At 70.9% G+C, this 24,090-nt stretch carries 25 protein-coding genes and 1 pseudogene; 12 read left to right on the plus strand and 14 right to left on the minus strand.

Annotated elements, in window-relative coordinates; genetic code table 11:
• Positions 1-209: 209 nt before the first annotated feature.
• Positions 210-593, plus strand: a complete 384-nt coding sequence (locus tag ASF94_RS03120; protein WP_056661461.1) for a VOC family protein — start codon at positions 210-212, stop codon at positions 591-593.
• Between the two features lie 80 nt (positions 594-673).
• Here the strand turns inward: ASF94_RS03120 and ASF94_RS03125 are convergent, their stop codons facing one another.
• Complete coding sequence (locus ASF94_RS03125) at positions 674-1,519, minus strand: alpha/beta fold hydrolase (RefSeq protein ID WP_056661718.1); 846 nt, start codon at positions 1,517-1,519, stop codon at positions 674-676.
• Positions 1,520-1,633: 114 nt separating this feature from the next.
• On the opposite strand from ASF94_RS03125, the gene ASF94_RS03130 reads away from it, so the two are divergent.
• Together ASF94_RS03130 and ASF94_RS03135 are read left to right on the plus strand one after the other, a co-directional pair.
• Positions 1,634-2,239 (plus strand): bifunctional 2-polyprenyl-6-hydroxyphenol methylase/3-demethylubiquinol 3-O-methyltransferase UbiG, encoded by a 606-nt coding sequence (locus ASF94_RS03130; protein ID WP_056661464.1) that lies wholly within the window; start codon positions 1,634-1,636, stop codon positions 2,237-2,239.
• 120 nt (positions 2,240-2,359) lie between these two features.
• Positions 2,360-3,145 (plus strand): annotated as a pseudogene (locus ASF94_RS03135) (tRNA-uridine aminocarboxypropyltransferase); the annotation flags it as partial.
• A 115-nt stretch (positions 3,146-3,260) separates the two neighbouring features.
• On the opposite strand, the gene ASF94_RS03140 reads toward ASF94_RS03135, so the two are convergent.
• The 3 genes from ASF94_RS03140 to ASF94_RS03150 form a co-directional block, all read right to left on the minus strand.
• Positions 3,261-3,998 (minus strand): DNA-3-methyladenine glycosylase, encoded by a 738-nt coding sequence (locus tag ASF94_RS03140; protein ID WP_082492953.1) that lies wholly within the window; start codon positions 3,996-3,998, stop codon positions 3,261-3,263.
• A complete protein-coding gene (locus tag ASF94_RS03145; protein WP_056661467.1) occupies positions 3,965-4,441 on the minus strand; it encodes a GFA family protein in 477 nt (158 codons plus the stop codon). The genes ASF94_RS03140 and ASF94_RS03145 overlap by 34 nt, the downstream gene beginning before the upstream one ends.
• 231 nt (positions 4,442-4,672) lie before the next feature.
• Positions 4,673-5,392 (minus strand): TetR/AcrR family transcriptional regulator, encoded by a 720-nt coding sequence (locus tag ASF94_RS03150; RefSeq protein WP_082492954.1) that lies wholly within the window; start codon positions 5,390-5,392, stop codon positions 4,673-4,675.
• Positions 5,393-5,542: 150 nt separating this feature from the next.
• On the opposite strand from ASF94_RS03150, the gene ASF94_RS03155 reads away from it, so the two are divergent.
• The 8 genes from ASF94_RS03155 (at position 5,543) to ASF94_RS03190 (ending at position 13,249) form a co-directional block, all read left to right on the plus strand.
• Positions 5,543-5,965 (plus strand): VOC family protein, encoded by a 423-nt coding sequence (locus ASF94_RS03155; protein ID WP_056661470.1) that lies wholly within the window; start codon positions 5,543-5,545, stop codon positions 5,963-5,965.
• Between the two features lie 152 nt (positions 5,966-6,117).
• Positions 6,118-6,681, plus strand: a complete 564-nt coding sequence (locus tag ASF94_RS03160) for a hypothetical protein (protein ID WP_056661473.1) — start codon at positions 6,118-6,120, stop codon at positions 6,679-6,681.
• 182 nt (positions 6,682-6,863) lie between these two features.
• Positions 6,864-7,739: an SDR family NAD(P)-dependent oxidoreductase gene (locus ASF94_RS03165; protein WP_082492955.1), complete on the plus strand. Its 876-nt coding sequence runs from the start codon at positions 6,864-6,866 to the stop codon at positions 7,737-7,739.
• Between the two features lie 15 nt (positions 7,740-7,754).
• The gene (treF, locus tag ASF94_RS03170) at positions 7,755-9,551 is read left to right on the plus strand and encodes an alpha,alpha-trehalase TreF (RefSeq protein ID WP_056661476.1); all 1,797 of its coding nucleotides are present in this window, start codon (positions 7,755-7,757) and stop codon (positions 9,549-9,551) included.
• A gap of 304 nt (positions 9,552-9,855) precedes the next feature.
• Complete coding sequence (locus tag ASF94_RS03175; RefSeq protein ID WP_056661479.1) at positions 9,856-10,998, plus strand: mechanosensitive ion channel family protein; 1,143 nt, start codon at positions 9,856-9,858, stop codon at positions 10,996-10,998.
• 149 nt (positions 10,999-11,147) lie between these two features.
• On the plus strand, positions 11,148-11,402 hold the full coding sequence (locus ASF94_RS03180) for a hypothetical protein (RefSeq protein ID WP_056661482.1): 255 nt from the start codon (positions 11,148-11,150) through the stop codon (positions 11,400-11,402).
• Between the two features lie 171 nt (positions 11,403-11,573).
• Positions 11,574-12,617: an SDR family oxidoreductase gene (locus ASF94_RS03185; RefSeq protein ID WP_082492956.1), complete on the plus strand. Its 1,044-nt coding sequence runs from the start codon at positions 11,574-11,576 to the stop codon at positions 12,615-12,617.
• Between the two features lie 170 nt (positions 12,618-12,787).
• Positions 12,788-13,249 carry a hypothetical protein gene (locus tag ASF94_RS03190; RefSeq protein WP_156382414.1) on the plus strand — a complete coding sequence of 154 codons (462 nt, stop codon included), beginning with the start codon at positions 12,788-12,790 and terminating at the stop codon, positions 13,247-13,249.
• Between the two features lie 65 nt (positions 13,250-13,314).
• Here ASF94_RS03190 and ASF94_RS03195 read toward each other — a convergent pair whose 3' ends face one another.
• Together ASF94_RS03195 and ASF94_RS03200 are read right to left on the minus strand one after the other, a co-directional pair.
• Complete coding sequence (locus ASF94_RS03195; protein WP_056661485.1) at positions 13,315-13,809, minus strand: NUDIX hydrolase; 495 nt, start codon at positions 13,807-13,809, stop codon at positions 13,315-13,317.
• Between the two features lie 43 nt (positions 13,810-13,852).
• Positions 13,853-14,761, minus strand: a complete 909-nt coding sequence (locus ASF94_RS03200) for a DMT family transporter (protein ID WP_056661488.1) — start codon at positions 14,759-14,761, stop codon at positions 13,853-13,855.
• A gap of 141 nt (positions 14,762-14,902) precedes the next feature.
• Here ASF94_RS03200 and gcvA point away from each other — a divergent pair, with 141 nt between their 5' ends.
• Entirely contained in the window at positions 14,903-15,817 is a 915-nt protein-coding gene (gene gcvA, locus ASF94_RS03205; protein ID WP_056661491.1) for a transcriptional regulator GcvA, read from the plus strand.
• Here gcvA and ASF94_RS03210 read toward each other — a convergent pair.
• The 8 genes from ASF94_RS03210 to ASF94_RS03245 all read right to left on the minus strand — a co-directional run bounded on the left by ASF94_RS03210 (position 15,809) and on the right by ASF94_RS03245 (position 24,087).
• Complete coding sequence (locus tag ASF94_RS03210) at positions 15,809-16,402, minus strand: GNAT family N-acetyltransferase (protein WP_156382415.1); 594 nt, start codon at positions 16,400-16,402, stop codon at positions 15,809-15,811. The genes gcvA and ASF94_RS03210 overlap by 9 nt on opposite strands.
• Before the next feature lie 207 nt (positions 16,403-16,609).
• Positions 16,610-17,314, minus strand: coding sequence for a riboflavin synthase (locus tag ASF94_RS03215; RefSeq protein WP_056661494.1), 705 nt, complete (start codon positions 17,312-17,314; stop codon positions 16,610-16,612).
• A gap of 443 nt (positions 17,315-17,757) precedes the next feature.
• Positions 17,758-19,293 (minus strand): aldehyde dehydrogenase family protein, encoded by a 1,536-nt coding sequence (locus ASF94_RS03220; RefSeq protein ID WP_056661497.1) that lies wholly within the window; start codon positions 19,291-19,293, stop codon positions 17,758-17,760.
• Positions 19,294-19,343: 50 nt separating this feature from the next.
• Positions 19,344-20,342: an extracellular solute-binding protein gene (locus ASF94_RS03225; protein ID WP_056661732.1), complete on the minus strand. Its 999-nt coding sequence runs from the start codon at positions 20,340-20,342 to the stop codon at positions 19,344-19,346.
• 71 nt (positions 20,343-20,413) lie between these two features.
• Positions 20,414-21,547, minus strand: coding sequence for an FAD-binding oxidoreductase (locus tag ASF94_RS03230; protein ID WP_056661500.1), 1,134 nt, complete (start codon positions 21,545-21,547; stop codon positions 20,414-20,416).
• On the minus strand, positions 21,540-22,967 hold the full coding sequence (locus tag ASF94_RS03235; RefSeq protein ID WP_056661503.1) for an NAD(P)/FAD-dependent oxidoreductase: 1,428 nt from the start codon (positions 22,965-22,967) through the stop codon (positions 21,540-21,542). Before ASF94_RS03235 ends, ASF94_RS03230 begins: the two co-directional genes overlap by 8 nt.
• The gene (locus ASF94_RS03240) at positions 22,964-23,293 is read right to left on the minus strand and encodes a (2Fe-2S)-binding protein (protein ID WP_056661506.1); all 330 of its coding nucleotides are present in this window, start codon (positions 23,291-23,293) and stop codon (positions 22,964-22,966) included. The genes ASF94_RS03235 and ASF94_RS03240 overlap by 4 nt, the downstream gene beginning before the upstream one ends.
• The gene (locus ASF94_RS03245) at positions 23,290-24,087 is read right to left on the minus strand and encodes an ABC transporter permease (RefSeq protein WP_056661509.1); all 798 of its coding nucleotides are present in this window, start codon (positions 24,085-24,087) and stop codon (positions 23,290-23,292) included. The genes ASF94_RS03240 and ASF94_RS03245 overlap by 4 nt, the downstream gene beginning before the upstream one ends.
• Positions 24,088-24,090 lie beyond the last annotated feature (3 nt).

The raw sequence follows: 24,090 nt of genomic DNA on the forward strand, positions 1-24,090 counted from the left end.
GGCAGGCAAGGGCATCTCGTCCCGCACCCCGGCCGCGACAGGCACGGCCCGAGCGGACGGTGGCATGCGGGGGCGCTTTTCCGGCGGCGCTCCGCTGCGACCCGCCGCCCTGCCACGCGGGTGCCTGCGCGACACCGCACCGCCCAGCGCGCGGCTAACATGGCCCCCGCGTTTTTTTCTCATCACCCCTCCCTGGAGAGAGACACCCGATGTTCAGCCATGTCATGGTCGGCGCGACCGACCTCGAAAAATCCCGCCAGTTCTACGACGCCCTGCTCGGCACCCTTGGCGTGGGGCCCGGCGTGGCCAACAAGAACCGGTATTTCTACCGCAGCCCCACCGGCGTGTTCGCCATCACCACGCCCCTCGACGGCGAGCCGGCGACGCATGGCAACGGCAGCACCCTGGGCTTTGCCGCGCAGTCGACCGAGCAGGCCGACGCCTTCCACGCGGCCGGCCTGGCCCATGGCGGCACCGACTGCGAAGACCCGCCCGGCTGGCGCGAAGGCCCCGGCGGCAAGCTGTACCTGGCCTATCTGCGCGACCCGGACGGCAACAAGATCTGCGCGTTGCACCGCCCTCCGAAAGCCTGATACGGCGAGCGGCCATTGGATGCTATTGTTTTAATAGCATAAAACGCCCTACAGACGGGCGCGCAACGGCATTTGCATTCTTATTCTGCCGCCATGCCGTCCAGGAAATCCGCCACCAGCGCCGCCACGGCGGCAGGCTGCTCGCGGTGGGGCGAATGCGCCCGCCCCGGCAGCAGGCGCACCTGCGCCGGGCCGGCCGCCCAGCGGGCGATGCGGGCGGGTTGCTCGGGGGAGCCGTACTCGTCGAGTTCGCCGTGCAGTGCCAGCACCGGGCAGGTGACGCGGGCCATGGCGGCCTCCAGCGACCAGCCGGCGAAGGCCGGGTCGAGCCAGCGATCCACCCAGGCGGACAGCACCCAGCGCGCCCGCTCCGGGCTGCCGCCGTGGTAGCGGGCCAGCCGGGCGATCTGCTCGGCGCTGCCGTCGAACTGGGCCTCGGCTTCGCGAATGCCCTGCAGCGTGCGCGCTTCCACGCAGGCTTGAGCGGCGATGGTCACCAGGGCCTCGCAGTCGCCGGGTGACGCCGCCGCACAGTGCGCCGCCATGCCGCCGCCCACGCTGTGCCCCAGCGCCACGAAATGCCCCACGCCCCACTGCGCACGCAGCGCGGGCAGGCTGCGCTCGGCTTCCTCGGCGACGAAGCCCGGGGACGGCAAGCCGGCGCGCGCATCCGAGCGGCCGAAGCCCAGCCGGTCGTAGGCGATGACGTCGCGGCCCGTGGCCTGGCACAGCGCGGCGGGGAAGTCGCGCCACAGGTCCACGCACCCGAGCGAATCGTGGAACAGCACGAAGGACGCGGGCGGGCTGGAAGGCACCGCCTCAGGTGCTGCGGCCGCCACGCTCCAGCGCCGGCTGAAGAGGCGGCCGGCGGGGGTGTCGATCCAGGCGTCCTGCTGCGTGGGGATGGCGGTGTCGTGGTCTTCCATGGCTGCCATTGTGGGCGCCGCCCCGCGCGGGCGAACGACTGCGGGATACTCCGGGCCTGTATTTTCCAGCGCCGTCGCTGCCTTTTCCACCCTCTTGCACCGCGAGGACCGCCTTTGCCATCCGCCAGCCCCAGCACCTTCGACGAGGCCTACTACCAGCGCTTTTATTTCGACAAGAAGACCAGCGTGGTGGACCCTGCCCACATGGAGCGGCTGGGCGCCTTCGTCTGCAGCTACCTGCACTACCTGCGGGTGCCGGTGCTGCGCGTGCTGGACGTGGGCTGCGGCATCGGCCTGTGGCAGGGCATCGTCGAAAAGCACCTGCCCGCCGCCCGCTACAAGGGCGTGGAATTCAGCCCCTACCTGTGCGAACGCTTCGGCTGGCAGCAGGGCTCGGTGGTCGACTTCGCCGCGCACGAGCCGTTCGACTTCGTCATCTGCCAGGGCGTGCTGCCCTATCTGAGCGAGCCCGACCTGGACGCGGCCCTGCGCAACCTGGGACGCCTCTGCCGGGGCGCGCTCTACCTGGAAGCCGTCTCGCGCGAAGACTTCGAGCGCGACATCGTCGACGAAGACCTGACCGATGGCCGCGTCTTCCGCCACAGCGCACAGCGGTACCGCCGCGGCCTGCGCGAGCATTTCGTCGAAATGGGCGGCGGCCTCTGGCTGAGCCGCGAGGCCGAGGTGCCGCTCTTCGAGCTGGAGCATGTGGGCGCATGAGGCAGCGGCATGAGGCAGCGGCATGAGGCAGCAGCATGAGGCAGCGGTTGCCTGCCACGGATGCACGCCCCCGCGCTGCCAGCCAGCGGCATCGGCCCGTCACCGCGAAAGCGCCCGGCCGTGACCGATAGATCCGATGGCCCCCGCCAGGCCGGCGCAGTCCCGCACGCCGTATCCCGCCTGCGCGCCGCCCGCCTGGCGCGCAGTGCCAAGCCCTTCCTGGCCCGGGGCGGGCCGCGGGGCGAGCGCTGCCCGGGCTGCCGCCTGGTGCCCAGCCACTGCCTGTGCGGCGTGCGCCCGCAGGTGTCCACGCGCGCCGGGGTGTGCCTGCTGATGGCCGACATCGAGCCGCTCAAGCCCAGCAACACGGGCTGGCTGATCGCCGACGTGGTGGCCGACACCTGGGCCTTCGGCTGGGCGCGCACGCAGGTGGACCCGGCCCTGCTGGCGCTGCTGCGCGATCCGCAATGGCAACCCTACGTGGTGTTTCCGGGCGAGTTCGTGGAGCCCGGGCGGGTGGTGACGCAGCTGCTGGCGGCAGCGCCGCGGGGCACGGCGCCATCCAGCGGCGCCGGGACGGCGCCCGCCCGGCGGCCGCTCTTCGTGCTGCTGGATGCGACCTGGCCCGAGGCGCGCAAGATGTTCCGCAAGAGCCCCTACCTGGACGCCCTGCCCGTGCTGAGCCTGCAGCCCGAGCAGCTGTCGCGCTACCGGCTGCGCCGCTCCACGCGGGGCGATCATTTCTGCACGGCGGAGGTGGCCGGGCTGTGCCTGGAGCTGGCGGGCGAAGCGCGCGCCGCACAGGTGCTGCAGGCGTACCTGGACGTGTTCACGCACCACTACCTGCAGGCCAAGCACCAGCTGCCGCCGCATGGGGACGGCGCCGAGCATGCGCAGCTGCGTGCGGCCTTGGCCGGCGACGATGCTGCCCATCCGCCCCCGACACCGCCGCCGCCAGGCGAAGCTGCGCCCCCGCCGGCGCCAGGCGACGCCGCGCCCCTTTCACCCGCGGCCGCGCCGGTCAACCCAGCCCGCGATTCCGCCCTGACCTGACGGGCCGCCGCGCCGCGCCCGCCCCTGCGAACGGCCGGCTCAGATAGCGCGACCCCTGCTCGCCGAAGCGCCAGGGCACGTCCGCCGCCTTGGAAATGCCGATGCGGGGCCCCACCGCCACCTCGGCAGCGGCGATGGAAATGGCGGCCGGAGCCCCGCCCCGCGCCGGCTCCAGCAGCTGGAACGGCGCCTGGGCCAGCGACTGCCCGTTGAGCCGCGCATCGATGCCCAGCGCCTGCGCCAGCCGGCCCGGGCCGGCGCACAAGAGGCGCGCGTCTTCCGCGTCATGCAGGCCGCGCCGCGCGCGCATCGCGTCCAGCCCGTGCGTGGGCTCCAGCGCGCGCAGCAGCACGCCGGCACCGTGGCCGGCCTCGCGGCAGACGGTGTTCAGGCACCAATGCAGGCCGTACGAGCGGTAGACGTAGGCGCAGCCCGGCGGCCCGAACATGGCCGCGTTGCGCGCCGTGGGGCCGCCGAAGGTGTGCGATGCCGCGTCGGCCTGGTCGTAGGCTTCCGTCTCCACGATGCGGCCGCCTACGCCGTCCACCAGCAGCGTCACGCCGATCAGGCGGCGCGCCACCTCGTGCGCGGGGGCGCCGAAGTCGATGTCGGCGGGCACCAGCTCCGGCGAGGCCGGGGCCGGGGCCGGCGGCAGCGGGGCTGCAGGGCGCGTCACGGCGACGTCAGCCCGCGCTGTGCGTGCCATTCGGCCAAGGAGGCTTTCGGATAGTTCTGGAACGCGTCGTCCTGCGCCTGGACGTGCGCTTCGACCCAGTCCGGCTTGGAGCCCAGCATCATGTGCGTGACCGACGGTGGCTGCGGCAAGGGCGTGTCCACCGCGCCGGCATGCGGATGCAGCAGCTCGGGCCAGCGCGGGTCGAACATCCAGAGCGCCGTGCCGCACTGGCGGCAGAAGTTGCGCTCGCCCTGGCTGTGCGAGCCGTCCGGCATGCGGGCGCGGTAGACGGTCAGGTGTTCTGCGCCCTCGACCTGGAGCGTGCGCCGGTCGGCACCCAGATTGATGGCGAAGCCGCCGCTCCCGGCCGTCTTGCGGCAGATGGAGCAATAGCAGCGCATGAACGGCACCGGTTCGTGCGCGGTGACGCTGAAGCGCACGGCGCCGCAGTGACAAGAGCCTTCGAGATGCATGGGGATGGTCCTTCCAGAGAGTTGCGCCGGCAGCCCCGCCCGGGCATCGGACGATGCGCCGGGCCCGCTGCGCCGGCCAGGGAGCATCCTGACCGGGCCGCCTCCGCCGCTGCGTCGGCGGATGGCGCTTGTGGTGCCTGTGGCGCGGACCGGTCCGCCCGGTGCGCGCAACCGGCCTGCCCGGCCGGGCCACGCCCCGCCGCAACCTCGCCCGGTCTGGGCGCAGCCGGCCTACAGCCCGCGTTCCACCATGGCCACCAGCCGGCGGGCCAAGGGCTGGATCTGCGCATCGTCCCGGCCTGCCAGCGGCCCGTCGAGCACCAGCAGGGCCATGCCGTGCACGGCGGACCACGCCAGAAACTCGGCGCCCGGCCGGCGCTCGGGCGGCAGCGCGCCCGCTGCCACCATGCCATCCAGCGCGGCGCACAGGTGCTGCAGCGGGTCCCTGGCGCCGGCCGCTTCGGCCGGGCTCTGGGGCGGCTCCGCCGTGCGGCGGCCGAAGCCCGGGCTGAACGCGGTGCGGAACAGCCCCGGCTCGGCCAGCGCGTACCGCAGATAGCCCAGCCCCACGGCCCGCAGATAGGCCCGCGCTCGATCGGCCGGCCCGTCCTGCGGGCGCTGGTCGCCGGGCGGCTGCTGCGCCAGCTCCTGCTGGATGGCGGCGGACATGGCCGCCAGCGCCGCGCGGCGCACGGCGTCCAGCAGGTCCTGCCGGCTGGCGAAGTGCCGGTAGGCGGCGTTGGGCGCCACGTCGGCCCGGCGGGTCGCCTCGCGCAGCACCACGGCGTCCGGGCCACCCTGCCGCGCCAGATCCATGGCCGCATCCAGCAACGCACGGTGCAGATCGCCGTGGCGATACGTCGTGCGACCTGCCGCCCGCGCCGGCGTGGCAGGGGAAGAGGCCGCATCGGGCAGCGGTGGCGGGGGCGAGACAGGCGGGGGCTGGACCATGCGTGCGAAGCGAATGAGCGTGAGGGAGGCAGGCCGTGAAGGCAGGACACAGCCTGGGGAAACTCCGATGTGGACACTGTCCATTCTCTCCGTTATCGTTTGTGGACAGTGTTCACAAATGAGCCTGCCTACCCTGACTGGAGCGTTTCCATGGTCGTTCAACCCTACCTGTTCTTCAATGGCCGCTGCGACGAGGCGCTGGCTTTCTACCAGGCCGCGCTGGGCGCGGAGGTCGCCTCGCTGATGCGGTTCCGGGACAACCCCGACCCCGCTGCCGGCGAAGGCTGTGCCGGCGGACCGCCGCCGTCCGGCGACCAGGTCATGCATGCCGAAATGCGCGTGGGCAGCAGCACGATCCTGATGTCCGACGGCATGGACCGGGGAACGCCCACCTTCCAGGGGTTTGCGCTGACGTTGCAGCTCGCATCGGTGGCGGAAGTGGAGCGCGTCTTCACCCGCCTGGCGGACGGGGGCACGGTGCAGATGCCGATCGGCGCCACTTTCTTCGCCACGTCCTTCGGCATGGTGGCCGACCGCTTCGGCGTCACCTGGACGGTGATCGCCCCGGCCTGAGGCATACCTGGGACACCTGGCACACCTGACACACCTGGCACGCCGCTCCCGCCGGACCACAACGGCTTACAGCGGCGGCAGGGGCACGGGGGTAGGATGGCCGCCCTCGCCCTTCGCCAAGGCGGCCCGCCCGCCCGCCCTCACGCCCTGCCATGCAACGTCGTTCCCTGCTGCTGACCCTTCCCTTCGCCCTCCTCGCCTCGGGCACTGGCGGCATGGCCGCAGCGGCCGGGCCGCGCTACAACGTCACGCGCGAGGAAATCGAGGCCGCGCTCGCGGAGCGCTTTCCGCGCCGCTTTCCGCTCGGCGGGTTGCTGGATCTGAACGTGCAGGCGCCGCGCATCAGCTTGAAGCCCGAGCGCAACCGGCTGGCGGCCGACATGGCGGTGGACGCCGGCGGCCCCTTGCTGCGGCGCAGCTACCCGGGCCGGCTGGACGTGGAGTTCGGCCTGCGCTATGAGCCCTCCGACCGCACGGTCCGGGCGCACGATCTGCAACTGAACGCGCTGGATTTCCCCGACCTGCGCCCCGACGCTGCCGCGCTGCTGTCGCAGTACGGCCCGCAACTGGCGCGGGAGTCGCTGCGCGAGGTGGTGCTGCACACCCTGCGCCCGCAAGACCTGGCGCTGCCCGACGGCCTGGGCCTGCAGCCCGGCGCCATCACCGTCACCCCGCGCGGCCTGGCGGTGGAGCTGGTGCCCAAGCCGCTGTCCTGACGGACGGCCCCGCCTGAGCTCCCGCCTCTATTTGCTATGTTTTTAATAGCAATAAGCCCAACAAAGACGGGCGCCAGCACCCCAAAAGGCCTGTGAATTCGGCGCAGGTGCCTGTCCAGGTGCACATCCGGGTGCGCTGTCGTCCTTCACGCGCATGGCGACGCTTCGGCCATGCTCGCGGAATGACCGCACCAGCCGAACATCCCACCGCTCCTTCCACCGCCGCTGCGCCCGCGCATGCGGACTCGCCCGCCGCTTCCGACACCGGCCACTCCGCTCCGGCCCCCGATGCGCGACTGGCCGGCCAGGTGGCACTCGTCACCGGCGGCGCCCAGGGCATCGGGCTGGGTGTGGCCGAGCGGCTGGCGCGCGAAGGCGCCCACATCGCCCTGCACGTGCGCAAGGAAGACGACCGTTCGGCCCAGGCCCGGCGCACGATCGAAGCGCATGGCGTGCGCTGCCAGGTCTTTGCCGGCGACCTGAGCGACGTGACCCGCATGCGGGCCGTGGTGGCTGAAGCCCAGGCGGCGTTCGGGCGGCTCGACGTGCTGGTCAACAACGCCGGGCTGGAGCTGCGCGCCGACTTCCTGGACACCACCGAGGAGGACTACGACACGGTGCTGGACGTGAACCTGAAGGGCGCGTTCTTCACCGCCCAGGCCTTCGCCCGTGCCCTGCGGGACGCCGGGCGGCCGGGCCGCATCATCCACATTAGCTCGGTGCACGAGGACCTGCCGTTCCCGCACTTCACCTCGTACTGCGCCAGCAAGGGCGGCCTGCGCATGATGATGCGCAACATGGCCATCGAACTGGCGCCCCTGGGCATCACCGTGAACAACGTGGCGCCGGGCGCCATCCGCACGCCCATCAACGACGACCTGCTCAAGCAGCCCGACAAGCTGGCGGCGCTGAAGGCCCAGATCCCGCTGGGCCGCATGGGCGAGCCGCGCGACGTGGCGGGCGCCGTGGCCTTCCTCGCCTCGCCCGACGCGGCCTACATCACCGGCGCCACGCTGGTGGTGGATGGCGGACTTTTGTGGAACTATGCGGAGCAGTGAGAACCGCATAGCAACATGAGCGCCACGATCGCACCGCCGTCCCCCCCTGCCGCTGCCGCTGCCGCCGCCCCGTCCGGCTCCAGCGCGCCGCGCACCACCGGCCGCCACCCGGCCTACCGCATCAACCTGTCGCGGGTACAGGCGCCCGGTGCGCCGCCCTGCGACCACTGCACGCCGGCCGACCGCTACCAGGAACTGTTCATCGCCGTGCAGAGCCAGCAGGTGTTTGCCGACAGCAAGACCTTCGTGGACTGCGCGCCCCGCGGCGAGCCGGAGGCGATCCTCGCGGCCTACCGCGCCGAGCATGCGCAGCCCGGGTTCGACCTGGGGGCCTTCGTGCTGGCGCATTTCTCGCCGCCCGAGATCGCCAACGACGACTATGTCGGCACGCCCGGCCTGTCGATGGCCGAGCACATCGAGAGCCTCTGGCCCGTGCTGACGCGGCGGCCCCAGGAACACCCCGAGCGCGGCACCGCGCTGCCTATGGCCCACGCCTACGTGGTGCCCGGGGGGCGCTTCGCCGAGCTGTACTACTGGGATTCGTACTTCACCATGCTGGGCCTGGCGGCCAGCGGCCGCAGCGAACTGCTGCACGGCATGACCGAGAACTTCGCCCGGCTGATCGACGCCTTCGGCTTCGTGCCCAACGGCACGCGCACCTATTACCTGAGCCGCTCGCAGCCTCCGCTCTTCGCGTCGATGGCGGAGCTGACCGCGCTGGCCGGCGGCCCGCCCGTGTCGCACTACCTGCCGCAGATGCTGAAGGAACATGCCTTCTGGATGGACGGCCTGCACGTGCTGCACCCGGGCGATGCGCGCCGCCGCGTGATGGCCCTGGCGGGCGGCGAGGTGCTGAACCGCTACTGGGACGACCGCGACACCCCGCGCGAGGAATCGTGGCGCGAGGACGTGGAAACCGCCTCGGGCGCCGACCGGCCCTCGCCCGAGGTCTACCGCGACCTGCGCGCGGCCTGCGAGTCGGGCTGGGACTTCTCCACGCGCTGGCTGCGCGCGCCCGACCCCGCCGACGAGGCCACGCTGCAGCTGTCGCAGATCTGCACCACCGACCTGGTGCCGGCGGACCTGAACGCGCTCCTCTACCGCATGGAGGTCTCCATCGCCAAGGCCAGCCAGGCCGCCGGCGACCTGCCCACGGCGCGCCATTTCCACGACCTGGCCGCCCACCGGCGCGAAGCCGTCAACCGGCTGCTGTGGAGCGAGTCGGAAGGCGCGTACTTCGACTACGACTGGAAGACCGGAACACTGCGCAGCTGCCTGACGGCCGCGACGGTGGTGCCGCTCTACGCCGGCATGGCGACCGACGCGCAGGCCGCCGCCGTGGCCCGCACGGTGCGCGCGCGCCTGCTGGCCCCGGGGGGCCTCGCCACCACCGAATGCGCCAGCGGCCAGCAGTGGGACCGGCCCAACGGCTGGGCGCCGCTGCAGTGGATGGCCGTGCGCGGGCTGGAGCGCTACGGCCACAAGGACCTGGCGCTGGAAGTGCGCCGCCGCTGGATCGACACCGTGCGCGCCGTCTACCAGCGCGAAGGCAAGCTGGTCGAGAAATACGCCCTGCGCGCCACCGAGCGCGACAAGCCGGCGGGCGGCGATGGCGGCGAATACCCGCTGCAGGACGGCTTCGGCTGGACCAACGGCGTGGTGCAGTGCTGGCTGGACCCGCGCTACGACACGGTGGCGGCCGCGCAGGCGGTGTATTACGGCCCGGCCGATGACAGCCTGGGCGAAGACGACCCGAACGAAGAGCTGCACGAACGCCCGCACCTACACCCGCTCCAGGACACGGCCGGCTGACCGCTGCTTCCAGGCGGGCAGACCGGCGCAGGCCACCGTCGGCCTCGGACTACGCCAGGCCCGCCCGGCCTTTTCTAGCATGGGGTGCACGGCCCGCGCCCACGGCGGGGCCGGCCCCGCCCGGCCCGCCCGACACCACCCACAGACGGATGGCTGGCCGGCCCGGGCACGATCTTCCGAACCCCCGCCAGCTCCGGGGTCGGCCAGGGTCGCAGCGGCTGGGGCCTGCCGCCCTGTCCATCCGCGACTTTGGCCGCCCCCCCCGCCTCGCAACCCCCTCACCCCCGAGAAAGGACCTCACCGCATGGATATCGCCTCCGCCAACGCCTGGCTGCACGCCGAAACCTTCTGGGGCATGTCGGCCGCCAGCCTGCTGATCGCCACTGTCGCCGCCGTCGTCACCTACCTGGTGCTGACGATGCTGCAGGGCTGGGCCGTCGCCCGCGCCCGACGTGCAGCGAGCGAGCACAGGCAGCGGGGGCCGGCGCAGCTGTTGATGGAGGTGCTCTCGGGCACCAGCCACCTGCTGATCGTGCTGGCGGCCCTGCTGGTGGGCGCCGGCATGCTCGATCTGCCCGGCCGCTGGCCCGCGCGGGTCGAGCAGCTGTGGTTCCTGGCGGTGGCGCTGCAGGTGGGCCTCTGGGGCACGCGGGCGACCGCGCTGGTGGTGGAGCGCTACCGCGTGCATCACGGCGGCACCAGTCCCACGCAGATCAGCGCGTCGGCCACGCTGATGTCGTGGGGGCTGCGCACGCTGCTCTGGGCCACCGTGCTGCTGGCCATCCTGTCGAACGTGGGGGTGAACATCACCGCCTTCGTCGCCAGCCTGGGCGTGGGTGGCATCGCCATCGCGCTGGCGGTGCAGAGCGTGCTGGGCGATCTGTTCGCCTCGGTCGCCATCGCGGTGGACAAGCCTTTCGAGGTGGGCGACTTCATCGTCGTGGGCGGCGTGGCCGGCACGGTGCAGCAGATCGGCGTGAAGACCACCCGCATCAGCGCCCTGAGCGGCGAGCAGGTGGTGATGAGCAACACCGACCTGCTGAAGCAGACCATCAACAACTACCGCTACATGCGCGAGCGGCGCATCGTCTTCCATTTCCGCGTGCCCTACGGCACCAGCGCCGAGGCGGCGGAGGCCATCTCCCAGGCCGTGCGCCGCATCATCGAGGCCGAGCCCAAGGCCCGTTTCGACCGCGCCCACCTGCAGTCGTTCGGCGAGACGGGCCTCACCTACGAGGTGGTCTACATCGTGCTGGACCCGGGCTACAACGTGTACATGGACCTGCAGCAGAAGATCAACCTGGCGCTGATGCGCGCGCTGCAGGCACTGGACGTGCCCTTCGCCGTGCCCGAGCGCCGCGTGCATGTGGCCGACCTGCCCGCCGCGTGGCAGCTGCAGACGCCGCCGCCCGCCGCCGGGCCGATGCCGGTGGGCACCACGGCATGAGTGCCCCGCGGCCGGGCCGGCACGGCGGGCGGGATGCTATCGATTGAGTAGCGCAGCGCGCCCGTAAAATAAGCGCTGCGGCCCTGTGGGGCTGCCATGTCTCCTTTCCCCCGCCCGCCGACCCATTCCCCACCCGCCCGGACCCCGCCATGCCCAAAGACACCGCACGCCAGAAAGAACTGAAGAAGATGGAGCTGTGCGAGCCTTGCGCCGGCATCCAGCGCAACTGGCGCAAGGCGCCCGGCCATGCCGAGCTGGTGCAGCGCGGCAACCGCAAGGAAGAGCGCGAGGACGGCAGGACGGTCACCATCACCCGCTACCTCTGCGACCGCTGCGGCACGGCGTGGGAGTACGAGAACGACAAGGCCGACCAGCACGTGGGCTGGTCCGTGGTGGGCCGCTGAGCGGCCGGGCCGTTCAAGCCTTCGACCCAGACCCGCTCAGGCCAGGCTGCCCGAAGCCGGGGCAGGCTGCGAACACGCACCCGGGGCGTTGAGCGGCCCCGGCAAGCGCCTGCGGCCGGTTTTCAGCCAGCGTCCTACGCCCGCGCTGCACGCCTGCGCCTACAACGCCGTATGCGATTTTTCAGCCCCCGCTCCGACGCATCCTCCCCCGCTCGCATCTCCGCCGACGCGCCTGCGGCCGTGCCTCTGCAACCCGCGCCGCCGCTGGTGGTGGTGATCACCGGCGCCTCCAGCGGCATCGGCCACGCCACCGCGCTGGCCTTCTCCCGGCAGGGCGCCAAGCTGGTGCTGGCGTCGCGCAGCGCCGACACGCTCTCGCCCGTTGCGCTGGCCTGCCGCGCGGCCGGCGGCACCGCCATCGGCGTGCCCACCGACGTGACCGATGCCGCCGCCGTGCAGGCCCTGGCGGACAAGGCCGTGCGCCACTTCGGCCACATCGACGTGTGGGTGAACGGCGTGGGCGTGGGCGCGATCGGCCGCTTCGATGACGTGCCCCTGGCCGCGCACCGCCGCGTGATCGAGTCCAACCTGCTGGGCCATCTGCATGGCGCGCATGCCGCGCTGCGCCACTTCCGCCAGCGCGGGCGCGGCCTGCTGGTGAACATGATCTCGGTCGGCGGCTGGCTGCCCGCGCCCTATGCGGCCGCGTACACGGCCAGCAAGTTCGGCCTGCGCGGCCTGTCGGAAAGCCTGCGCGCCGAAGTGGCCGACCTGCCCTGGGTGCATGTGTGCGACGTCGCGCCCACCTTCGTCGATTCCCCCGGCCTGGACCATGGCGCCAACTACACCGGCCGCACCATCAATCCCACGCTGCCGATGGTGGACCCGCACCGCGTGGCCCGCGCCATCGTCGGCCTCACCCAGGTGCCCCGTCCGCGCGACGTGACCTTCCTGGGCCTGGGCGCCCTGCCCGGCCGCATGGCGCATGCCGTGGCGCCTGGCGGCGTGGCCCGCGCCATGCGCTGGGTTGCCGACTGGGGCCTGGCGCGCGCCGAGCCCACGCAGCACAGCGAGGGCAATCTCTACGCGCCCTCCCAGGGGACCGATGTGGCCGGCGGCCGCCGCGAGCGCATGGCCAGCGGCGCGGCCCTGGTGGCGGCCCTGGGCGTGGCCGGCATCGCCTGGGGTTTCTGGGCGGGGCGGCGCAAGTCTTGAGGGGCGCCTGAAGCCGGGCGATCGGCGCCGAGGGGGGTGGCGCGTCGGTCCGGCAGCCCTCGCCTTTTCCTACACGGCGCACGCCGGCCGCTGCCTACGATGGCCCGGAGCGCCTCAGCCGCGCACACCGGTCTGCCCGCCTTCCACCCCAACGCACCCCAGGAGCCGCCATGTCCCGCCTGCCCTCCACCGGATCCGCCGCCGCGGCCGACGCCACCAGCATCCGCACCTCACCGGTACAGCCCGCCACGCCCTCGGCGGGCGCCACGCAGCCGCCCGGCCAGCCTTTCACGCTGTATGCATCGGCCGGCCGCGTGCTGTGCAGCAACAAGCGCGACAAGCTGGTGGATCTCGGCATTCTGGAGGCCGGTGGCGGCGAAGGCGCCGGCGAGGGAGCCTGGCGCTATCAGCTGGATGGCGACGACACCATCGCCGCCAGCGGCTTTCCTTCTGCCGATGAGGCACTGGCCGACCTGGCGGGCGCCATGACCTTCCTGTTCCTGGACGGGCAGTTCACCGCCCTGGCCGACGTGGGCGAAGGCGGCCGGCCGGAGCTGGCCGACGCCACGCAGATCCACATCACGCTCGACCCGCTGGGCCACGGATCGCCGGCCATCGCGGCGGACGTGTGACGCGCCCCCTTGGGCCGGGCTGACCCGGGGCGCCCTGGGCAACCCAGGCGCCCGACCCGCTTCCGTCAGCGCCGCGGCACCGGCTCCTGCAGCACGGTAGGGTCGGTGTGCACCAGCTCCAGCGGAAAGCGCTGGCCGGCCAGATAGTCGCGGATGCCTTCGAGCACCAGCGGGCTGCGCAGCCGGTCGGCGCAGCTTTCGATGTCCGCCAGCGTCATCCACACCGTGCGCACGATGCCGTCGTCCAGCGAGCGCCAGGCATGCGGCTCGCCCACGCTGCCGGTGAAGGCGAAGCGCAGGTAGGTGATGTCGTCGCCCGTGCGGGTGCGGGTGAAGCGGTTCAGGTACACGCCCACCAGCGCGGCCGGGGTGAAGTCGCGCGCGGTTTCCTCCAGCACTTCACGGATGCAGCCCTGCTGGGGCGACTCGCCCGGGTCGAGGTGGCCCGCGGGGTTGTTCAGGCGCAGGCCGTCGGCGGTGTCTTCTTCCACCAGCAGGAAGCGGCCATCCTGTTCGATGACGGCAGCGACGGTGACGTTGGGTTTCCAGCGGTGAGGCATGGCGGCATTATGACCAGCGCTCCCGCACCGCGCTGCACCGGCTTCAGGGACGCGGCGGCGGCGCCACAGGCCGCAGCACCAGCCACAGCGCACCGGCGATCAGCGCGCCCCCGGCGGCATGCGCCCAGGTGGCGGCCTCGCCCAGCACCAGCCAGCCCCAGGCCACGCCGAAGGGCGGAATCAGGAACGTGACGGTGAGGGCCTTGACCGGCCCCACGTCGGCGATCAGCCGGAAATAGAGCACATAGGCCCAGGCCGTGCAGAGCAGGCCCGTGGCCAGCAGCGCGGCCCAGACCACCGGCGGCGCGGCCAGCCACGCGCCAGGCAGGTCGGGCTGGCGCCAGACCTCCCAGGCCGCGAACGGGGCCAGCGCCAGCAGGGCGCCCCACTGGCTGCCCAGTGCGACCAGGCGGCTGTCGAGGCCGCCCCGTGCGCTGATCCAGCGGCGGGTGAGGAAACCCGCCGTGCCGTAGCAGGCGGTGGCGACCAGGCAGGCCCCGATGCCGCCCAGCGCCTCGGGCGTGAGCGCCACCGGCCCGGCCTGCGCCAGCACGGCCACGCCGGCCATGCCCAGCAGCACCCCGGCCAGGCGCGCGGCGGTGATGCGTTCGCCAAAGGCCAGCGCGCCGACCAGCACGCCCATCAGCGGGGTGGTCGCATTCAGGATGGCGCTGTAACCGGCGGGCAGCACGCGCGCCGCCAAGGCGAACATCAGGAACGGAATACCGGAATTCACCACCCCCAGCACCAGCGCCGCGCCCAGCTTGCCGTGAAAAGCCGGCCGCAGCCGCGCCACCGCCACCAGGGCCATCAGCCCCGCAGCCCCCAGCAACAGGCGGCCGAAGGTGGTGGGCACGGCACCCAGCACCGGCACCGTCATGCGCACGAAGAGGAAGCTGCCGCCCCAGAGGGCGGCCAGGGTGAAGAGACGGACGAGGCTGGCGGTGTTCATGGCGTTGCGGTGTGGGCAGGTGGGCAGGCAGGCGGACAGGCGGACGGGCAGGCAGGGCTTCGGACCGATGGATTGTGCGAAGCCGCGTAAGCCACCACAAACGATTTATCCTCTACAGCTGTTTAGCTTTTCTGAACACCCATGCGTTTGCCACCCCTGATCGCCGTCCGTTTCTTCGAGGCCGCGGCGCGCCATCTCAGCGTGCGCCGCGCCGCAGCCGAGCTGCACGTGACGCCCGGCGCCGTTTCGCAGCAGGTGCGCAAGCTGGAAGACTTCCTGGGCTGCGCCCTGTTCGAGCGGCAGGCGCGCGGCCTCGCGCTGACGGCCGCGGGGCGCGACTACCAGGCGGCCTGCGGCGAGGCGCTGGCGCGCATCGGCCAGGCCACGTCTCGCCTGCTGGCCGCGCACGAGCGGCGGGTGGTGCTGGTCAGCTGCACGCCCGGCTTCGCCGCCCAGTGGCTGGTGCCGCGCCTGCAGACCTTTCTGCAGCAGGCGCCGCTGCTGGACGTGCATGTCAGCACCACGCAGCGCCTGGTGGACCTGCAGGCCGAGGGCGTGCAGTTCGCGGTGCGCCATGGCCGCGGCCCCTACGCCGGGCTGCAGGCCGAGCGCCTGCTGGACGACGACCTGATCGCCGTCTGCAGCCCGCGCCTGGTGGCACCCCGCCGCACCGCCCGCCTGCAGGACATCACGGGCGAGCGGCTGCTGCACGACGGCCAGCGCGACGACTGGCGGCTGTGGTGCCAGGCGCAGGGCCTGACCGGCGTGCAAGGGGTAGATGCCGCCCAGGGCGTGGTGTTCGCCCATTCCAACGGCGCCGTGGAAGCCGCGCTGGCGGGCCAGGGATTCGCCCTGGTGCGGCGCACCCTGGTGGCGCGCGAGCTGGCCGCGCGGTCGCTGATCGGCGTGCAGGGCGACGCCGCGCTGCCGACGCCGCTGGCCTACCACCTGGTCTATCCGCCGGAAACGCTCATCGACCCGGCGCTGCGGCAATTCCGCGACTGGATCGTGGCGCAGGCGGCAGAACCGCTGGATGCGCCGGGCGCGCTAGCCTGAACCGTCGCGCACCATGTAGACGGCGCCCTCGCCATAGCCGGCCAGCCGCTGCCGCTGTGCGGCGCCGGGCAGGTCGCGCACGGCAAAGCCCTGCCGCGCCCAGAAGGCCTGGGTGCCCTGCACCGACACCAGCGCCGCCTGGTGCAGCCCTTCGGCGCGGGCCCCCTGCCAGGCGGCGGCCAGCAGCCGCTGCGCCAGGCCCCGGCCGTGGAACGCGGGCAGCACGGCCATGTCGTGCAGGTAGAGGATGTCGGAGGCGGAGTCGGCGTCGGAGGCGGGCGATCCACCGAAGTCGCCGTGCAGCGGCGTCACCTGGCCGAGCGTGCTGCGGTAGGCGGCCAGGTAGCCGAGCAGCGGCGAAGCGCCCGCCCCACCCGTGCCGGCCACCAGGGCAAGCGAGCGCTGCGCCGGGCTGGCCAGCCGCCGCGCATACACCGCATCGCTCTCGATCAGCCCGTCGCCATAGCAGGCCCGCTGCACCGCCAGCAGCACGGGGAGGTCGGCCGCGCACAGCGGGCGGAGGATCCAGGAGATCTCACGCGGCAGGAAGGAAAAATCCCGAGCGGATGCAGCCAGAGAGGACATGAGAACGAAAAGGCCCGCGCCATCCGACGCAGGGACACCAGACGAGTTGCTATTATTTATATAGCTACAAACCTTTGATGCACCAGCGCGGAATGGCAAAAACACCCTGAAAACTCGCCTGAACCCGAACCCGAACCCGAACGCGAACCCGAACCCGAACGCGAACTCGAACCCGAACCCGAGCCCACACCGGACGCACCCAGGTCCTCAGCGCGGCAGGGCCGGCGGCTGCACCAGGTCGTCGAGCGACAGGCCCTTTTCCTTCAGCAGCGCTTCCAGCACCGGGGTCAGGCGCCCCAGGCTTTCCTGCACGGCCTCGCGCACGGTATCGACCACCACCTGGGTGCTGCGCTCGATCTCGATATTGAGCGCATCGCCCACCCGCTTTCCCTCGAACACGGTGGCGCGGCGGGTCTCGGGAATCAGCCAGACCTCGAACCAGCCCTCCTGCCGGTTGACCTCGGCCACCGTCAGGCTGGCGCCGTGGATGGCGATGTAGCCCTTGGCGAAGACATAGCGGCGAAAGGCCTCGGGCACGGCCACGCGCCAGACCAGGTTGTTGTCGAACTCGCGCCGCTCGGCCAGCGTGCCGGTGAAGTCGATGTGGCCCGAGAGCGGATGGCCGCCGATCTCGGCGCCGTCCTTGGCGGCGCGCTCCACGTTCACCCGGTCGCCCTCGGCATAGCTGCCCAGCGTGGTGATGTTCAAGCTCTGCAGCATCACGTCGAAGTTGGCGCGCGTGGGCGAGACGATCTCGGTCACCGTCAGGCACACGCCGTCGGTGGCCACACTGGCGCCGATGGCGAGGTCTTCGCAGAAGCCCTCGGGGAAGTCGAGCGTGAAGGTGCGCAGGCCGGCGCGGTCGTGGATGGCGGCGATGCCGGCCGTGGCTTGGACGATGCCTGTGAACATGGGGCGCGGGCTTTCGGGTGAAGGGCGGGCGGGCGCAGCGCGAACGCAGCGAAAGCCGCGGATTCTGCCACCCGCCCCCCCCGGCCGCGCAGTCCCGCCCGCAGAGCCCGCAGCCGGGGCCGGGTCAGCGGGCGCGCAGGAAGTCGGCCTGTTGGGGGGCGCGGCTGACCAGCATGCTCGGCAACACACACCGCACCGAGCACCAGGACCCCGGATCAGTTCTGCTGCGCCACGCTGCCTGCGAATCACCGGCACCGTGAAGAACCGGGCTCCACTTGCCGCGGCCGATTCCGCGTTCCAACGGATGCGGCAACCTCAACCTCAACCTCTTCCTCAACCTCTTCCTCTTGGCCTCTGGCCTCAGGCCAACGCCGGAGTGCGGCTGCATCGACATCTCTCCCGTGCAGGGTGCCGTGCAGACCACCTCCAGCGGACGGCTGGAGTCAAACGTCGAAACGAACGCCCTGCGCCAGGGGAAGCGCGCCGCTGTAGTTGATCGTGTTGGTGGCGCGGCGCATGTAGCCTTTCCAGGCGTCAGATCCAGATTCGCGGCCACCGCCCGTTTCCTTCTCGCCACCGAAGGCGCCGCCGATCTCAGCACCGGAAGTGCCGATGTTCACGTTGGCGATGCCGCAGTCGCTGCCTGCGGGCGACATGAACCGCTCGGCGTCGGCCAAGCTGCCGGTGAAGATGGCCGATGACAGCCCCTGCGGGACGTCGTTCTGTATCGCGATGGCTTCTTCGGTGTCGCCGTCGTAGGTGACCGCATAGAGGATGGGCGCGAAGGTTTCGCTCTGCATCACCTTCGATGGCGCGGGCATGCGCACCAGGGCAGGACGAACATACCAGGCGTCGCTGCCCAGCTCTTCGCAGACACGTTCGCCACCCACCACCGTGCCGCCTTCGGAACGCGCATGGGCCAGGGCCTGCTGCATCGCGTCGAACGCGGCGCGGTCGATCAGCGGCCCCACCAACGTGCCTTCGGCCAGAGGGTCGCCGACGGAGACGCTGCCATAGATGTTCTCGAGACGCTGAAGCAGCGGATCGGCGACCGAACGGTGCACGATCAGCCGCCGCAAGGAGGTGCAGCGCTGCCCCGCCGTGCCCACCGCCGAGAAAGTGATGGCGCGCGCGGCCAGTTCCAGGTCCGCCGTCGGCGTGATGATCATCGCGTTGTTGCCGCCGAGCTCCAGGATCGAACGGCCGAAGCGCTGCGCGACCGCGACAGCGACCTGGCGCCCCATGTGCGTGGAGCCGGTCGCGCTCACCACCGCCACCCGGGGGCTGGCTGCCAACGCTTCACCCACCTCGCGCCCCCCGATCAGCAACGGGCAGATGCCGTGGGGCACGGTATCCGGGCGCTCCAGGTTGAATGCATCGATGGTCTGCTGCATCAGGTGCTGGCAGGCGATGGCCGTGAGCGGCGTCTTCTCCGACGGCTTCCAAACCACCGCGTTTCCACACACCAGGGCCAGCGCGGCATTCCACGCCCACACGGCAACCGGGAAATTGAACGCGGAGATGACGCCCACCACGCCCATCGGGTGCCAGGTTTCCATCATGCGATGGCCGGGCCGCTCGCTAGCGATGGTCAGGCCATGCAGTTGCCGCGACAGGCCGACGGCGAAGTCGCAAATGTCGATCATCTCCTGCACTTCGCCCAGGGCCTCGGAAACGATCTTGCCCGCCTCCAGCGACACCAGCTCGCCCAGGGCAGCTTTGTGCTGCCGCAAAACGGCGCCCAGCCTCCGCACCAGCTCGCCACGCACGGGTGCGGGCACGCTGCGCCAAGCGACATAGGCCCGCTGCGCGCCAGCGATCGCCTCGTGCGTCTCTTCGAGGCTGTGCGCGCGCAGGGTGGCGAGAGGCTGGCCATCTCGGGGCGCGTAGCTGGTCCACTCGCTGCCTTCGTGGGGTCGCAGGTCGAGGCCCAGCGCTTCCAGCACGGTGTGAAATCGTTGGCGGGAATCCGACGTCATGTGTGTCCTTGTTGATTGCATCTGTTTGGCGCTGACCGGGGGTGGAGCGCTCAGCGCTCCACCGTGCGGTTCCAGCGCTTGTTCCATTCGGGGCGCTCGGCATTGATGACGTCCCAGTCGAGGGTCGCGGCCGTCTTGAGGATTGCGTTCATGCGCGCCTGCTCATCCGCCGCTTTGCCTTTGAGCACCGTCTTGGGGTTGACCGGGTTGTAGGAGCCGTTCTCCATCGCCAGCGCCTGGGCGTCAGGGCTGATCAGGTAGTCCACGAGCTTGTGCGCCAGTTCCGCATCGGGGTTGTCCGCCAGCACGCACTGGGCTGTCAGCAGAACCACTGCACCTTCTTTGGGCCCGACGAACTCCATCGGCATGCCTTTGGACTTCATCAATTCAACCTGCGTGAGGGTGTAGGGGAACAGCGCGGCATCGCCAGCCTGCATCATCTCCACCACCTTGGACGAGTTGGGGATGTATTCGACGACGTTCGGGCCGATGCTGGTGGACCAGGCCTTGAAAGCGGGATCGACGTTCTTGTCGGTGCCGCCTTTAAGGCGGTTGAACATGAGAAATGCGCTCAGGCCGAAGGACGAGGCGGGCATCGACTGAACGACCACCTTGCCCTTGAACCGCGGATCGGCCAGGTCGCTCCAGGAGGTAGGGGCTGCCCAACCCTTTTCGGCGAAGATCTTGGTGCTGTAGCCCAGACCGATCAGGCCCATGGACAAGCCTACGGCGTGGTCATCCTTGAGGCGGGCGATGGGAGGCACGGCGGACAGGTTGGCAGAGGGCTTGAGCTTCTCGCACAGGCCCATGCCGATGGCGCGGACCATGATGCCGTCGTCCAGCACCATCGCATGCATCTGCGCCTTGCCCTTGGCGGCCTGCGCCTTGGCCAGGATGTCGGTCGACGTACCCGGCACGACCACGACCTTGACGTTGTTCGCCTTCTCGAACGGCGGGAAGACGAACTGCGTGTACGTGCGCTCCATGTTGCCACCGTTCATGCCGATGTAGAGCGTTTTGGTTTGCGCCTGCGCGGCCTGCGCAGTCATGAGGAGGGCGCAGGCTGTGGCGACGGCGAGCGTGGTAGTGGTGCGGTAGGACACGGGAACTCCTTGGAATGTCAGGTGGGTGCGGGGAGGAAACGACGGATGGCAAATGAATCGATCGGTGTCTCGGTGCGACCTTCGGCGACCAGCTCGGCCATCACGTCGCCGACGCCCGGCCCGAGCTGGAAACCGCCACCGGCGAAACCGAAGGCGTGGAACAGGCCGGGGCAGCGCGCACTGGCGCCCAGCACCGGCTGGTTGTCGGGCAGGTAGCCTTCGGTGCCGCTCCAGGTGCGGATCACATGGGCGGTCCGCAGCTGCGGAAGCAGCGCCACCAGCTGCGGCAGTTGCTCCAGGATGGCGACGTGGGACGAGCGCGCGCGCAAGCTGTCAAGCGTGTAACCGCGCCCGCCACCGAACACCACGTTGCCGCGGCGAACCTGGCGGCAGTAGACGCCGCCGCCCTCCACGCCGAGGCTCCAGGTCAGGAAGAAGGGCAGCGGCTCCGTCACTCCCATGGTGGGAGGCAAGGCCTGCAGCGGCACGGGCTCGTCCCACTGCGCGGCGAAAGGTGCTGCCCAGGCGCCAGCGCAGTTCACCAGCGCCGGAGACTTGATGCGGAGCGCCTGGCCGTTCTGGAGGAATTCGACGACGAAACGCGTGCCGTCGTGTTCGACCGCCTGTACGGGAGCGTGCTCGCGAACGTCGGCTCCCGCAGCCCGCGCAGCATGGGCGAAAGCCGGCGACAACAGCCGCGGGTTGGCCTGGCCATCCTCGGGGCACAGCGATCCGCCCACCGCATCAGCGCCGACGGCCGGAAAGAACTTGCGCAGCGCCGACCGTCCCTCGATCAGCTGCAGTCCCAAGCCGTGGTCCCTCGCCTGTTCGGCATAACGATTCAGGGATTCCATGTCGGTCAGGCTGCGCGCGATCTTGAAATGGCCGCTGCGCTCGTACTCGGCCTCTATGCCGATCAGCTCCTTCAGCCGGCCCCAGATCTGGTGAGAGCGCTGTGCGAGCGGCATCTGCGCCATCGGCCGGCCCTGGCGTCGCACGCCACCGAAGTTCACGCCGCTCGAACGGGAACCGCACAAGTCGCGCTCCAGCAGGGTGACGGTCAGCCCGCGCCGACGCAGAAACAGGGCCGTGGCGCTGCCCATGATGCCTCCGCCGATGACGACCACATCGCACGCTAGCGAGTCAGCCATGGGGCACCTCGTGCGTCGGTTGCACGGTGACGTCCACCGGCAAGGGCTTGAGCGGCGCCTGGGCGCGGAGCCGGCCCACGTCGGCCAGGGGAATCGATTGCACTTGCGCCAGGATTTCAGCCGCCGCGGTGCCGCACATGCGGCCCTGGCATCGGCCCATTCCGACCCGGCACAGGGCCTTGAGTCGACCCATGTCGCGCGCCCCCGTCTCCAGGGCGGTCTTGCGCAGCGTGCCTGCGCTGATGTTCTCGCAGCGGCACACCACCAGGTCGTCCTCCGCCTGCGCGGCCCAGTCGCGGGGAAAGGGGAAAGCGATTTCCAGGGCCTGCCGGAAGCGCTCGGTCTTGGCCAGCCGCCGCTGAAGCAGGGCGATCCGCGCCGCATCGACCGGTATCCGCCGATCCTGCAAGAGCGCCAGCGCCGCCAACTCGCCGGAGCTTTCGGCGGCATCTGCGCCCATGATTCCGGCACCGTCACCGGCCAGGTACACGCCCGCCACCGAACTGCGGCGCATGGCATCGGTGCGGGGCACGTGGCAGCGGTGCAGCGCGGAGAATTCGAATGCGCAATCCAGCAGATCAGCCAGCTGACTTTCCGGCCGCAAGGCATGGCCCAGTCCCAGCGCCGAGCAGGTGGTGTGCTGCACACGTCCGGCGCTGTCTTCCCACACCAGTCGCTCCAGCCCCGCAATGCCTTCCGCACGCAGCAGCCGAACCCCGTGATGCACGGGGGTGCCATGCAGCCGCAGCCGGGCGACGAGCGCCAGGCCCTTGGCCATGACCGCCGGCTGGCGCAGCATGCCGGGTGCCGCCTTGTAACGCTGGATGGCGGGCGCCGTGTCCAGAACCGCCGCCACATGGGCCCCGGCCCGGACGTATTGGCTGGCGACGAGATACAGCAAGGGCCCGGTACCTGCGAAGACCACGGCATCCCCGATGGCGCAGCCCTGGTATTTCAGCGCTACCTGGGATCCTCCCAGCGAATAGACGCCAGGCAGTGTCCAACCGGGGATCGGCAGCACCCGGTCGGTCGCGCCGGTCGCCACGATCACGTCGCGCCAGGCCAAGCTGCTCAGCGTGCGGGTCGGGGCATGCAGCAGGTCCAGAAGATCCGGCTGCGCGTTCCAGACCAGCGTCTGCGGGCGGTAATCGACGCGGTCGCAGATCGCGTCGAAGCTGTCGTGCACGTCTTGCGCACGCCCGGCTTCGGTGCCGTACAGCTCTGCGCCACTGCGGCGGAAGCCTTCGGGGGGACGGCGGTAGATCTGGCCACCCGCCCGTGGCGATTCGTCCAGCACCACCGGCCGCAGGCCATGGGCCAGCACGGTCTGCGCGGCGCGCACGCCGGCCGGGCCAGCACCCACGATGACGGGGGGAAGGTCCTGGCAGACCGCGCGTTGGGGAAGGGAGCCCTGCGTCATGGTGGGGCATCTCCCAGGGCGAAATCCTGCGTGCACACATGCATGCCGGGCTCGATCAGGGCCTGACAGGCCCGCAGCGAGTGGCCGTCCTCCAGGCGCACCCAGCAATCCTGGCAAGCTCCCATCATGCAGAAGCCGGCGCGGGGTTGGCGGCTGAATTCGTTGGTGCGCAACTGGCGCGCCTGCGTCAGCACCGCAGTCAGCACGGTGTCGCCCGCCAGGGCTTGCGCCGGACGGCCGTCCAGCACGAAAGCGACCACCGGGCGGTCACGCTCCTTGAGGCGGCGCAACTGCGCGCCGGAGACCTGCGCGGAAAGGTTGTTCATACGTTCTTGCCGATCAGGATGCGATCCAGGCCATACACCCGGTCCAGCAGCAGCATCAGCGCCAGCGTGAGGCACACGATGAGTGCAGAGACGGCAGCCATCATCGGATCGAGCGATTCGGTGGCATACATGTACATGCGGACCGGCAGCGTCACGGTGGACGGCGACACCACGAAGATCGACATCGTCAGTTCGTCGAAGCTGTTGATGAAGGCCAGCAGCCATCCGCCGGTGATGCCCGGCAGCATCAGCGGCAGCGTCATGCGGCGGAACACCGTGAGGCTGCCCGCCCCCAGCGAAGAGGCGGCCTGCTCGACGGTTCGGTCGAAGCCCACCAGCGCTGCCATCACCAGCCGCATGATGTACGGGGTCACGATCAGGGTATGGGCCAAGATCAGCCAGCCGAAGCTGCCCTGCCCGCCAACCAGCGAGAACATGCGCAGCAGTGCCACTCCCAGCACCAGATGCGGAATGATCAGCGGCGACAGGAACAGCCCCTGCAGGAACGCGCGCCCGGGCACCTCGTAGCGGACGATGGCCAGGGCGGCGGGCACCGCCAGGATCGTCGCGAGCGTCGCGGACACTGCGGCGAGGATGAAGCTGTTCCAGAACGACTGTACGAAATCCGGGTGGTGCAGCACGCGATCGAACCACCGCAGCGAGAACTGCGTCGTGGGCAGCGTCAACGTCTCCGAGGGCGTGAAGGCCACGATGCAGACGATGACCAAGGGCGCGAGCATGAAGGTGATCACGAGCGCGTTGAAGAGCAGGGCGAAGGGACCGTTCTTTTGCATGGC

Source organism: Acidovorax sp. Leaf160 (genome assembly GCF_001424265.1).
Classification (GTDB): Bacteria; Pseudomonadota; Gammaproteobacteria; order Burkholderiales; family Burkholderiaceae_C; genus Paracidovorax.